The following is a 13,104-nucleotide window of genomic DNA, read 5'->3' as shown; positions in this document are numbered from 1 at the left end:
GAGGATATTATGGATAAGAGAGTTATTGTTATTGATCACCCGCTAATTCAACACAAATTATCAATAATGAGGGATGTTAACACTGGTTCTAAGGATTTTAGAGAACTTTTAGAAGAAATATCAATGCTTATGGGTTATGAAGTTACAAGAAGTTTCCAACTTGAAGAGGTTGAAATTGAAACACCAATATGCAAAACAAAGGCAAAGATGTTAACTGGAAAGAAGGTTGCAATAGTTCCTATTTTAAGAGCAGGACTTGGAATGGTAGATGGAATGCTAAGATTAGTTCCAGCAGCAAAGGTTGGACATATTGGACTTTATCGCGACCCAGAAACTTTAAAGCCAGTTGAATATTACTGCAAGCTTCCAAGCGATATTGAAGAGAGAGAAATAATAGTTACAGATCCAATGCTTGCAACAGGTGGTTCTGCTGCAGATGCTATTAAGCTTTTAAAGGACAAGGGAGCAAAGAATATTAAGCTTATGTGTTTAATTGCAGCACCAGAGGGAATAAAGGCAGTTCTTGAGGCTCATCCAGATATTGAGATATACGTTGCACACGTAGATGAATATCTAAACGACCACGGATATATTGTTCCAGGACTTGGAGATGCTGGTGATAGAATATTTGGTACGAAGTAGGTGTAGCAATGAGACCAAGCTGGGATGAATATTTTATGGAGATTGCCCATACAATAAAGAAGCGTTCAACCTGCCTTAGAAGACAGGTAGGAGCTGTTATAGTTAAGGACAATAGAATTCTTACAACAGGATATAATGGTGTTCCGCCTAAGATGAAGCACTGTCTTGATATTGGATGTCTAAGGCAAGAACTTAACATTCCATCAGGGCAAAGGCACGAACTATGCAGAGCACTACACGCAGAGCAAAATGCTATAATACAGGCTGCAAAGTATGGAATATCAATAGAGGGTGCAACTATTTATGTTACTGCACAGCCCTGTATTATATGTGCAAAGCAGATAATTGCATCAGGAATAAAAAAGATTGTATTCTCGGGAGACTATCCAGATGAACTGTCACTTGAGATGATAAAGGAATCAGGAGTTGAAATTGTAAGGTTTACTATATAGTGAAAAAGCCCACAATGTATTATTTGTGGGCTTATATTGTTGACAAACTCATTTGTTAGCTAAAGTATGAAAAAGCCCTATGAAAGGATTTCGATAGGCTCTTTCATGAGCTTTAGCAATTCTTGCTTTTCGAATTTAAAAAAGTCCGTAATTCGGCACAGGACGTGCCGAGCCGAGCGGCCATCAGGACGATGGCATCGCGAGGGTAGGACTTTTTTAAACAAAGAAAAGCTTAGAATTGCTTGGCGAAATGAACGAATGCCCAAGAAATCCTTCATGGGGCTTTTTAATGCTTTAATACTTTAGATAAAAATTGGGTTTGTAAATAATCTGAGTCCACTTTGCATTATTTGTGGGCTATTTTGATTTATAAATATAGTTGGAAAAAATAAAATATATAAATTTTATAAAAAGATGTCCTAATCTGTAAAGTTCATTTATTTTTAATTATTTTTTTTATTATTTTATGATAAAATGTTTATGGTATTTTAAAAAAATGAGGTGTAGTAAAATGAAGTATCTTTATATGTTTTTGTTTCCAGCTTTAACATCCTTTTTATTAACACCATTGGTAAAAAAGCTTGCATACATATTAGGTGCAATAGATGTACCGAAAGATGAAAGACGACTACATAAAGAGCCTATTCCAAGGCTTGGGGGACTTGCTATTTTTACATCCTTTTTAATTTATTCTTTATATTACATAGGTTTTAAATCTAATTTTGATGGTATATTAGTAGGTGCATCAATTATAGTAGCTATGGGTATAGTAGATGACATAAGGGAGTTAAAACCAAAGACAAAGCTTTTATTCCAGATAATTGCTGCTATTGTTTTAATATTATATGGAATAAAAATAAATTACATAACAATACCCTTCCTACCTGGAACAGGCTCCTTTTACATAGGATGGTTAGGTATTCCAATAACTATTCTATGGGTTGTTGGTATGACTAATGCTGTTAATTTAATTGATGGATTAGATGGTCTTGCCTGTGGCGTTTGTACGATTTCTGCCTTATCATTATTTGGAGTATCAATTATAAGTGGTAGAATGATAGTGGGTATTTTGTCAATAATATTATCAGGTGCGTGTATAGGATTTTTATACTACAACTTCAATCCAGCAAGTATATTTATGGGAGATACAGGTTCGCAGTTTTTAGGTTTTACCCTTGCAGCAATATCAATACAAGGTGCAATAAAGTCAGCAACAGCAGTTGCTGTAGCAGTACCAATATTGGCACTTGGACTTCCTATTTATGATACTTTATTTGCTATGATAAGAAGAAAAATAAACAATAGGCCTATTATGGAGGCAGATAAGGGACATCTTCACCATAGACTTTTAGCATTAGGGTATAGTCAGAAGCAGGTTGCTATAATTTTATATATAGTTAGTGGAATTTTTGGAATAACATCTATTATAGCAATGTCAGTTTCAACAAAAAAATCCTATTTAATATTGATGATTGTATGTACTTTAGTATTGGCCTTTGCAACAGAATTAGGACTTTTAAAAAAACAAAGAGGTGATTAAATGTTAAAGGTAATGACTATTTTTGGAACAAGACCAGAAGCTATAAAGATGGCACCACTTGTAAAGGAGCTTGAAAAAAGAGAAAATATTAATTCAATTGTTTGTGTTACAGCACAGCATAGACAAATGCTTGATCAAGTATTAGATTTGTTTAAAATAAAACCGGATTATGATTTAAATATAATGAAGGATAGACAAACGTTAACATCAATTACAACAGGTGTTCTTGAAGGCCTTGATGAGCTTTTTAAGGAAGTAAAACCGGATATTGTTTTAGTTCACGGTGATACGACAACAACCTTTGCAGGAAGTCTTGCGGCCTTCTATAATAAGATAAAAATAGGACACGTTGAAGCAGGTCTTAGAACCTTTGATAAGTATTTTCCATTCCCAGAGGAGATAAATAGAAAGTTAACAGGTGCACTTTCAGATATTCATTTTGCACCAACACCAACTTCAAAGCAAAATCTATTAAATGAGGGTGTAAAGGAAGAGTCTATATTTATAACAGGCAACACAGTAATAGATGCATTAGAGGAGACTGTTAGTGATGAATATGTTTTTGAAAATGAAGTTTTAAATAATATAGATTTTAAAAATAAAAAGGTGATAATGGTTACAGCCCATAGGCGTGAAAATTGGGGTGAGCCTTTACAAAATATATGTAGAGCCTTTAAGAGGATAGTTGAAATTAATGATGATGTTGAGATTGTTTATCTTGTGCATCTAAATCCAGTTGTTAGAGAAACAGTATATAGTATATTAGATGGTGTAGAGGGAGTACATCTTCTTCCACCACTTGATACTAAGGAAACCCATAACTTAATGAATAGATGCTATATGGTAATGACAGATTCAGGAGGATTGCAGGAGGAAGCACCACACCTTGGAAAGCCTGTACTTGTATTAAGGGATGTTACAGAACGTCCTGAGGCAGTTGAGGCTGGAACTGTAAAGGTAATAGGAACTGATGAGGAGAATGTATATAAAGAGGCAGAAACATTAATAAAAGACCAAAGGGCATATAAGGCTATGGCCAATGCAGTAAATCCCTATGGAGATGGAAAGGCTTCAAGGAGAATAGTGGATGCTATATTGTACTATTTTGGTTTAATTAATGAAAGACCCGATGAATTTAGAGCTAATAAATAGTAAAATCCATAGTTATAGTTTGATAAATAAAGAAATATAAAACGTAAATTAGACTAATCAGTCAAATTTGCGTTTTTTTAACATAAAAAGTGTTGAATTTTATCGAATAAGTGTTAAAATATCTAATGTGAGGGCTAACTGACAGCCAAGCTCGGAGGTCGGGTAGTCTTAGATTGTTAGGCAGACAGTTACCTTATTAGGGTAGATGTAGGCCGGTACCAAAATTTTTGGTACCGGCCTTTTTTAATTAAAATTTCTGACAAGTTATAAAATTTAAATATCTATATCTTTGATTGACAGTATAACTTGAGAGGAGTATTATTTATTAATGAATTAGAATATCGTTAAAATACAATATAATTTATATGTATTAAAAATATAAAACTTTAGAAACTAAGATAAAAGACATTTTTGGTGGTGTTTTATGGTTGATTATTTCATATTTAGCTTTATTTTAAAAAAGCTGAAATTTTCCCTTAACATATTTTTGATATTAATGTTGTCAATATTAGTTTTTAATAAGAATTATTTCATATCATATTTTTTAGGGTATATCATTGGGGTATTTAATTTTATCCTGCTGTCGCTTGGAACAAATTATATAATAAGCAGAAAAGTTAATCACTCTAAGATTATTCAGTTTATATTTTTTACGATGAGAATAATTTTAATAGCGCTAATTTTAGCAAGTGCAGTTAAGGATGGTTATAACGTTTTTATACTCTTTTTAGGGTTTCTAACAATAAATATATCTATAAAAATAGGTGCATTATTAGACTGTAGAAGGGAGGGACAATATGGGAAAGAGTGAAGCAATTTTTACATTAAGACTTTTAGGATTAAACATACCCATATATTTTTCAGTTATAGCACAGTGGATAGTTATTGCTTTTATTATGATTATAGTTCCATTTTTAGTAAGAGATTTAAAGACAGTTCCAAAGGGAAGACAAATTTTTGTAGAAGTAGTTGTGGAAAAAATAAATTCACTTGTAAAGGGAAGTATGGGAGATGAATACAAAGGTTTTGCCCCCTTCTTTGGAACACTTATGATTTATCTTTTATTTTTGAATTTATTTGGCTTAACAGGTTTTAGGCCTCCTACTGCAGATTATAGTGTAGCACTTGGTTTAGCACTTATATCCTTTGTGCTAATACAGGTAAATGCTATAGTTCATAGTGGAATATTAGGGTACTTTAAGGGATATGCAAAACCATTTTGGTTTATGCTTCCTTTAAATATAATAGAGAGATTGGTTGTACCTGTTTCTTTGAGCCTAAGATTATTTGGTAATATAACTGCTGCAGTTATTATGATGGAACTTCTATATGAAGGATTGGAATTTTTAAGCCATTCACTTCACCTTAAGGTTCCTGTGTTTGCAGCCTTTTTACCAATACCATTCCATATATATTTCGATTTATTTGATGGAACAATACAGATGTTTATATTTGTTATGCTAACAATGATTTTTATAAAAACTACATCAGAACATTAAAGGAGGAGATTATAATGACTACAATGGATCCAAAAGCATTTATATTAGGACTTTCAGCAATAGGAGCAGGTATTGCCGCACTTGCAGGACTTGGAGCAGGAATAGGTACAGGAATTGCTACAGGCAAGGCAGTAGAAGCAGTTTCAAGACAACCAGAGGCTAAAAATGATATAGTAAGTACACTAATCATAGGTTCAGCCTTCTCAGAAGCAACAGCAATTTATGGATTGCTTGTTGCAATACTACTTATAATTGTTAAGTTAGTATAAATTTAAAAGAACTATTTATAATTTAAATTAGCCCCACGAAAGGAATTTATATTCAATACTTCGTGGGGCTAACCAAAACTTATCTATAAAAATAAAAGGATGAACCCTAATTTATAGCCTTTGGAGGTGAAAGTATGGAGATAAAGTTAGCTACAGTTTTAATAACAATATTCAATGTTGTTATTTTATATATATATCTTAAGAAAAAGCTTTTTATACCAGTTACAACCTTTATGGAAAATAGAACAAATACAATTGAAAATAACATTAAAACATCGGTAAATAAAAAGAAGGAAGCAGAAGAACTTAAAAAACAATATGAAGAAAAGCTTAAGGAATTAAATGAAGAGGGAAGAAAAATAGTTGAGGAATATAAAATTAAAGCCCAAAGCATTCACGATGAGATTGTTGAGGCAGCAAAAAAAGAGGCAGATTTTATAAGACAGAGGGCAAGAGAAGATGCAGAGCTTGAAATGGAAAGGGCACAGGATGAAATTAAAAAGCAAATTGTGTCTTTATCTCTTTTAGCTGCTGCAAAGGCAATTGAAAGGGAACTAGATGAAGAAAAACATCATGCACTAATTAGGGAATTTATAAATAGGGTAGGTGCATAATATGCATGAAATAGTTGCGGCAAAGTATGCTGAGGCACTTTTAGAAGAGGCAAAAATAACAGGAAATTTAAAGGAATGTATTGAGGATCTTGATAATTTCTGCAAACTCTTAAGAGGAAATAGGGAGTTTTATGAGTTTTTAATACATCCAGAGATAAAGGATGATGAGAAGATAAATATAATAAACAGTTCATTAAAGGGTAAAACACCAGATGAACTAATAAGAACAATAATTCTTCTTATAACCCACGATAGAATAGAGGATATATTCCTTGTTAATGAGGAGTTTAAATATAGGTATTATGAACATATAGGAGTAAAGTTTGCACTTGTTAAAACAGCCGTAAAATTAAATGATGAAGAAATAGAAGCTTTGAGAAGTAAACTAAAGAGAAAGTATAATTGTGATATTGAGATAGAGAATATCGTTGATGAGTCCTTAATTGGAGGAGTATATCTTAAGGTATCAGATGAAACAATAGATGAAACAGTAAAGGGAAGACTTGAGAGGATAAAGAAGCAACTTCTTAAGAAGGATGAGGTGATAATATGAGCATAAGACCTGATGAAATAACAAGAATATTAAAGAGGCAGCTTGAAGGATATGAAAATAGATTTGAAATAGAGGATACGGGTACGATAGTTCAAATTGGAGATGACATTGCAAGAATCTATGGCTTAAATAACTGTATGTCTGGAGAACTTTTAGAGTTTCCAAATGGAGTATATGGTATGGCACTAAACCTTGAGGAGTCTAATGTAGGTGCTGTTCTATTCGGAAATCAGCAGGGTATAAAAGAGGGAGATGTAGTAAAAAGAACAGGAAAGGTAGTTGAAGTTCCTGTTGGAGAAGCTTTAATAGGAAGAGTAGTAAATGCATTGGGTGAACCAATAGATGGAAAAGGGCCAATAAAGGCAACAAAAACAAGACCGGTTGAGACACAAGCTCCAGGAGTTATAGAAAGAAAATCGGTAAAAGAGCCAATGCAGACAGGTATAAAGGCAATAGATTCAATGGTTCCAATAGGTAAAGGACAAAGAGAACTTATTATAGGAGATAGACAAACAGGTAAAACAGCAATTGCTATAGATGCAATTATAAACCAAAAGGATAAGGATGTAATATGTATTTATGTTGCAATAGGACAAAAACAGTCAACAGTTGCCCACATAGTAAATACATTACAACAGGCAGGTGCAATGGACTATACAATAGTTGTGTCAGCCTCTGCATCTGATACAGCACCACTTCAATTCTTAGCACCATATGCAGGTTGTGCTATGGGGGAAGAATTTATGTATAACGGAAAACACGTTTTGATAATTTATGATGATTTATCAAAGCACGCAGTGGCATATAGAACTATGTCACTACTATTAAGAAGACCACCAGGACGTGAAGCCTATCCAGGTGATGTATTCTATTTACATTCAAGACTTTTAGAGAGAGCTGCAAAGCTTTCGGATGAATTAGGAGGAGGATCTATGACGGCCCTTCCTATAATTGAAACCTTAGCCGGTGATGTTACTGCATATATTCCAACAAACGTAATTTCCATTACTGATGGGCAGATATTCCTTGAAACAGACCTTTTCTTTGCAGGGGTAAGACCAGCTATAAACCCTGGTATATCAGTTTCACGTGTTGGAGGTTCTGCACAAATTAAAGCTATGAAGCAGGTTGCAGGTATGTTAAGAATTGAGCTTGCACAATATAGAGAACTTGCAGCATTTGCACAGTTTGGTTCAGATCTTGATAAGGAATCAAGAGCACGAATTGAGAAGGGACAAAGACTTGTAGAAATTCTAAAGCAGGAGCAGTATTCACCTATGCCTGTTGAAGAACAGATAGCTATTTTATATGCAGCAATAAACAATTATTTAAATGATATTAAAGTTGAAGATGTTAGAAGATTTGAAAAGGAATATTTAGATTTTCTAAAAACCCACAAGAGAGAAGTTTTAAATGCTATAGTTGAGAAAAAGGAATTAACAGATGAAATAAAGAAGATGTTAGAGGATGCAATTAATGAATTTAAGGGTAATTTTAAATAATATACCCTTCTGGAGGTGTTTTTATGGCAGGAGGGCTAATTGACTTAAAAAGAAGAATAAAGTCAGTACAGAATACTCAAAAGATTACAAAGGCAATGGGGCTTGTTGCAACATCAAAATTTAAAAAGGTTAGAGCAAGGGCTGAAAAAAATGAGCCATATATAAATAAATTCAATGAGGTCATAAAGACATTAGCATTAAGCCAAGATGCAGAGTCAAGTATATATTTTAATAAAAATAAGGTTGATACAGATTTGTATATAATTATAACTTCTGATTCAGGGCTCTGTGGCAGCTATAATGCCAATGTAATAAAAAGAGCCTTAGAAGATATGGAGGGTAAAAAGGTTAAGCTTTTAACTGTTGGGGAAAAGGCAAGAAGTTTTTTTGTAAGAAGGGGATACGATACTATTGCAGAGTATGTAGAGGTTGGCGATTATCCAGTTTATTGGGATGCTGTAGATATTATGAAACACGCAATAGACTCCTATAAAAATGGTGAGGTTAGAAGCGTAAAACTTATTTATACTAAGTTTTATTCACCTGTTAAACAAGAGGTGGAGGTTTTAAAACTTTTACCACTTGAAAAACCAAAGGAGAAGGTAAATAGGGAGTTTGAGTTTGAACCAAGAGCCAGTAGGGTTTTAGACTATATTTTTCCAAAGTATCTTAACAATATGCTTTACTATGCTATTTTAACAAGTATTGCGAGTGAATATGCAATGAGGATGAATGCTATGGATAGTGCAACAAAGAATGCACAGGAGTTATTAAATAAGCTGCAAACAATGTACAATCGATTAAGACAGAGCAGCATAACTCAGGAGATAACAGAGATTGTAAGTGGTGCAGAAGCATTGAAGGAGTAGGAGGGATAGTGTGAGTAAGGGAAAGGTTGTACAGGTAATTGGACCTGTTGTTGATATAAGGTTTGAAGAAGGCCATTTACCAAGTATATATAATGCAATAAAAATAGATAACAATGGAAAAGAGCTTGTTGCAGAGGTTATGCAGCATATTGGAGATGATACGGTAAGAGCTATTGCTATGGATTCAACTGATGGACTTGTACGTGGTGCTATGGCAGAGGATACTAATGCACCTATATCAGTACCTGTTGGTGAAAAAACATTGGGTAGATTATTTAATGTTTTAGGAAAGCCTATAGACAATTTAGGAGACGTAGAGGCAGAGGAATACTACTCAATTCATAGAACACCACCAAGTTTTGAAGAACAATCTGTTCAACCAGAGATGTTTGAAACAGGTATTAAGGTTATAGATCTTCTTGCACCATATCAAAAGGGTGGAAAGATTGGTCTATTTGGTGGTGCAGGAGTAGGAAAGACAGTTTTAATACAGGAGCTTATAAATAACATAGCAAAACAGCACGGAGGACTTTCTGTATTTACAGGAGTTGGAGAGAGAACAAGAGAAGGTAATGATCTTTATAATGAAATGAAGGAATCAAAGGTTATAGACAATACAGTTCTTGTGTTTGGACAGATGAATGAACCACCTGGAGCAAGAATGAGGGTTGCTCTAACAGGACTTACAATGGCAGAATATTTTAGAGATAAAGGTCAAGATGTACTTTTATTCATAGATAATATATTTAGATTTTCACAGGCAGGTTCAGAGGTTTCAGCACTGCTTGGAAGAATTCCATCAGCAGTTGGATATCAGCCTACTCTTGCAACAGAGATGGGTGCACTTCAGGAGAGAATTACATCTACAAAGCACGGTTCAATTACATCTGTTCAGGCTGTATATGTTCCTGCAGATGACTTAACAGACCCAGCACCTGCAACAACTTTTACACACCTTGATGCGACGACAGTTTTATCAAGGTCAATAGCAGAGCTTGGTATTTATCCAGCAGTTGACCCACTTGATTCAACATCAAGAATACTTGATCCAAGAATAGTTGGAGAGGAACACTATGAAACAGCACAGAGGGTAAAAAATATTCTTCAAAGATATAAGGAGCTTCAGGATATAATTGCAATACTTGGTATAGATGAGTTGTCTGAGGAGGATAAACTTGTTGTATCAAGGGCAAGAAAGGTTCAAAGATTTTTATCACAGCCCTTCTCAGTAGCAGAACAATTTACAGGTATACAAGGAAAATATGTACCTGTAAAGGAAACAGTAAGAGGATTTAAAGAGATACTTGATGGAAAATATGATAATATTCCAGAGGCAGCCTTCTTTATGGTTGGAACTATAGATGAGGTTGTTGAAAAGGCAAAGGCATTAGGATATGAGGTATAAGAGGTGATATTATGGCTAAATTTAGCCTGGAGATTGTTACACCAGATAGAAGATTTTTTAAAGGAGAAGTAGATTCGTTAATTGTAAGTAGCCTTGTTGGCAAAATGCAGTTTCTTGCAAACCACACCCCCTATGTTGCCGCAATTTTACCTGATGTTATAAAGATTACACAAAATGGCTTTAATAAGTATGCTGTTATTGCAGGAGGTTTTATTGAGTTTATAGATAATAAGGCAATAATAATGGCAGATGCAGCAGAGTGGCCGGAGGAAATAGATAGAGAAAGGGCAGAGGAAGAGCTTGATAGAGCAAGGAAAAAGCTTCAGGCAAAGGATGAAAATATTGATTATCTTAAGGCAAAATTGAAGCTTATGAAGGCAACGGCAAGATTGAAGGCAAGCGATATAATGAATAAAAAGTAGAAAATTTGAATAAAACCACTTTTTCATGGACATACTCTTTTATAAAAAGGGGAGGGTGTTAAAATGAAAAAGTGGTTTTGTTTATTATTAATTCTAATCATTATACTTTTTACATTTTGGAATTATCAAAATAAAATTTATGCAGACATTATTGATGCTTGCTATGAAGCAGGTGGTGAAACAATAAATATACAGTTAGAGGGAAGTAGTTTTCTATCAGGTTATAATGATAAATATTTGTTATCAAAAGAGCTAATCAGTGGGTTTGATGTCATATCCTATGATTATATACAAACAGAAGAAGAGTTTCTCCTTAATGCAATTATGTCAAGTGGCTACATTACAGTAAGATTAAGGGATGTAGAGGATAAAATTTATGCTTCCTTAACAGTTTCACAAAATGCACACAATGTGAATATAAATAATATTAAGCAGACTATTTTTATTAACTTTATAAAACATAGGGCAATCCCTAAGTTTTCAATACTGGTTGTAGGAAAATTTAGTGGGAAACTTACAAAAGCTGAGATGAAGGAAAAGGCAGTTGAGATATTAAAGAGAAAAAGGGCTATTTTTGTAGATGGTATTGAAAATGAAAACTTAGTTAGTGTATCTGCCTTTTTACCAACTTTAGAGGAGAGAAAAAAGTGTGAAGATAAGTATATAAACTTAAACATAGCCTTAAGATATAGTGATTTAAATAAATGTACATATATTTGGATTGGCAGTCCACTTATATTTGAAGAGTATTAATTTTTGGAGGAATATATGATGGAGAGAATTGTTGTAAAGGGAAATAACAAATTAAAAGGAACAGTAAAAATAAGTTCTGCAAAAAATTCAGTGCTTCCTATTATCGCTGCATCTATTTTATGCCACGATAGATGTGTTATAGATGATGTACCAAATCTTGATGATGTTAAAGTAATGTGTAGTGTTCTTGACTCTTTAGGTGTAAATATTAATATGGATATTAAAAAGGGTATAATAGAAGTTAAGGATGGTTCTTTAAAAACATTAGAACCTCCCTATGAACTTGTAAAAAAGATGAGGGCATCTTTTTTAGTTTTAGGTCCAATACTATCAAAATATGGAAAAGCAAGAATTTCAATGCCTGGAGGGTGTAATATTGGAAGTAGGCCTATAGATTTACATCTAAAGGGTTTTTCACTTCTTGGTGCAGATATAAATATTGGACACGGATATGTGGAGGCAGAGTGTAAAAAACTTAAGGGAAACAAAATCTATTTAGATTTTCCATCAGTTGGGGCAACAGAAAATATAATGATGGCAGCTGTTTTAGCAGAGGGAGAAACAGTAATTGAAAATGCAGCAGAGGAACCAGAGATTGTTGATCTTGCTAATTTTTTAAATAGAATGGGAGCAAATATTTTAGGAGCTGGAACTGACACAATAAGAATTCAGGGAGTAAAGGAATTAAAAGGGACAATCCATCAGCCTATACCAGATAGAATAGAAGCTGGAACCTATATGGTAGCAGCTGCAATTACAAGAAGTGATTTAATAATTGAAAATGTAATTGTAGAGCATATAAGGCCTATTATTGCAAAGCTTGAGGAATGCGGAGTAAAGGTTTTAGAAGTTCCAGGAGGAGTTAGAGTTATAGGCACAGATAATCCTAAACCAGTTGACATTAAAACATTACCTTATCCAGGATTCCCCACAGATATGCAGGCACAATTTATGGCATATTTGTGTACAGTTGAAGGAACATCTATTGTTACTGAAACAGTATTTGAAAATAGGTTTATGCACGTTACAGAACTTAAAAGAATGGGAGCAAATATAAAAATAGATGGTAGAAGTGCTGTTATCGAAGGAGTCAAAAAACTAACTGGTGCAGATGTTAGAGCAACAGATTTAAGAGCAGGAGCTTGTTTGATTTTAGCAGGACTTGTGGCAGATGGTGTGACAACAATTGGAGATATTCAACATTTAGATAGGGGCTATGTTGATATTGTAGGTAAGATGAAGTCCATAGGGGCAGAAATTGAAAGGGTGTAGGAAGGTGCCGTAATGGCACCTTTTGTTTTTTTGGCATTGTACCCCCATAAAGGATTTCTCTGGCATTCGTTCATTTCGCTAATCAATTCTAAGCTTTTCTTTGTTTGAAAAAGTCCTACCCTCGCGATGCCATCGTCCTGATGGCCGCTCGGCTCGGCAC

At 33.9% G+C, this 13,104-nt stretch carries 15 protein-coding genes; all 15 read left to right on the top strand.

Annotation, left to right across the window (positions count from 1 at the left end; translation table 11 throughout):
- Positions 1-9 precede the first annotated feature (9 nt).
- The 15 genes from upp to murA all read left to right on the top strand — a co-directional run bounded on the left by upp (position 10) and on the right by murA (position 12,944).
- Positions 10-642, top strand: coding sequence for a uracil phosphoribosyltransferase (gene upp / locus JG776_RS08240; RefSeq protein ID WP_291966482.1), 633 nt, complete (start codon positions 10-12; stop codon positions 640-642).
- 8 nt (positions 643-650) lie between these two features.
- Positions 651-1,094, top strand: coding sequence for a cytidine/deoxycytidylate deaminase family protein (locus JG776_RS08235; protein WP_027307904.1), 444 nt, complete (start codon positions 651-653; stop codon positions 1,092-1,094).
- A gap of 511 nt (positions 1,095-1,605) precedes the next feature.
- Complete coding sequence (locus JG776_RS08230; protein WP_291966479.1) at positions 1,606-2,634, top strand: MraY family glycosyltransferase; 1,029 nt, start codon at positions 1,606-1,608, stop codon at positions 2,632-2,634.
- Positions 2,635-3,786: a non-hydrolyzing UDP-N-acetylglucosamine 2-epimerase gene (gene wecB, locus JG776_RS08225; protein ID WP_291966477.1), complete on the top strand. Its 1,152-nt coding sequence runs from the start codon at positions 2,635-2,637 to the stop codon at positions 3,784-3,786.
- Positions 3,787-4,210: 424 nt separating this feature from the next.
- On the top strand, positions 4,211-4,597 hold the full coding sequence (locus tag JG776_RS12430; RefSeq protein ID WP_366934197.1) for an ATP synthase subunit I: 387 nt from the start codon (positions 4,211-4,213) through the stop codon (positions 4,595-4,597).
- Positions 4,584-5,285, top strand: coding sequence for a F0F1 ATP synthase subunit A (locus tag JG776_RS08220; RefSeq protein WP_291966475.1), 702 nt, complete (start codon positions 4,584-4,586; stop codon positions 5,283-5,285). Before JG776_RS12430 ends, JG776_RS08220 begins: the two co-directional genes overlap by 14 nt.
- Before the next feature lie 23 nt (positions 5,286-5,308).
- Positions 5,309-5,554, top strand: a complete 246-nt coding sequence (gene atpE / locus JG776_RS08215; protein WP_027307899.1) for an ATP synthase F0 subunit C — start codon at positions 5,309-5,311, stop codon at positions 5,552-5,554.
- 134 nt (positions 5,555-5,688) lie between these two features.
- Positions 5,689-6,168: a F0F1 ATP synthase subunit B gene (locus tag JG776_RS08210; protein WP_027307898.1), complete on the top strand. Its 480-nt coding sequence runs from the start codon at positions 5,689-5,691 to the stop codon at positions 6,166-6,168.
- 1 nt (position 6,169) lies between these two features.
- The gene (atpH, locus tag JG776_RS08205; protein WP_291966473.1) at positions 6,170-6,721 is read left to right on the top strand and encodes an ATP synthase F1 subunit delta; all 552 of its coding nucleotides are present in this window, start codon (positions 6,170-6,172) and stop codon (positions 6,719-6,721) included.
- On the top strand, positions 6,718-8,223 hold the full coding sequence (atpA, locus tag JG776_RS08200; RefSeq protein ID WP_291966472.1) for a F0F1 ATP synthase subunit alpha: 1,506 nt from the start codon (positions 6,718-6,720) through the stop codon (positions 8,221-8,223). The genes atpH and atpA overlap by 4 nt, the downstream gene beginning before the upstream one ends.
- 23 nt (positions 8,224-8,246) lie before the next feature.
- Positions 8,247-9,092, top strand: coding sequence for an ATP synthase F1 subunit gamma (atpG, locus tag JG776_RS08195; RefSeq protein ID WP_291966471.1), 846 nt, complete (start codon positions 8,247-8,249; stop codon positions 9,090-9,092).
- A 10-nt stretch (positions 9,093-9,102) separates the two neighbouring features.
- A complete protein-coding gene (gene atpD, locus JG776_RS08190) occupies positions 9,103-10,497 on the top strand; it encodes a F0F1 ATP synthase subunit beta (RefSeq protein ID WP_291966470.1) in 1,395 nt (464 codons plus the stop codon).
- 11 nt (positions 10,498-10,508) lie between these two features.
- Complete coding sequence (gene atpC / locus JG776_RS08185) at positions 10,509-10,919, top strand: ATP synthase F1 subunit epsilon (RefSeq protein WP_291966468.1); 411 nt, start codon at positions 10,509-10,511, stop codon at positions 10,917-10,919.
- Positions 10,920-10,982: 63 nt separating this feature from the next.
- Positions 10,983-11,672 carry a YwmB family TATA-box binding protein gene (locus tag JG776_RS08180; RefSeq protein ID WP_291966467.1) on the top strand — a complete coding sequence of 230 codons (690 nt, stop codon included), beginning with the start codon at positions 10,983-10,985 and terminating at the stop codon, positions 11,670-11,672.
- 18 nt (positions 11,673-11,690) lie between these two features.
- Complete coding sequence (gene murA / locus JG776_RS08175) at positions 11,691-12,944, top strand: UDP-N-acetylglucosamine 1-carboxyvinyltransferase (protein WP_291966465.1); 1,254 nt, start codon at positions 11,691-11,693, stop codon at positions 12,942-12,944.
- Positions 12,945-13,104 lie beyond the last annotated feature (160 nt).

The organism is Caloramator sp. (assembly GCF_020054765.1).
GTDB classification, from domain to species: Bacteria; Bacillota; Clostridia; order Clostridiales; family Caloramatoraceae; genus Thermobrachium; species Thermobrachium proteoclasticum.
Note: the sequence above shows the minus strand (reverse complement) of the source record. Positions and strands in the feature narration are given on the sequence as shown.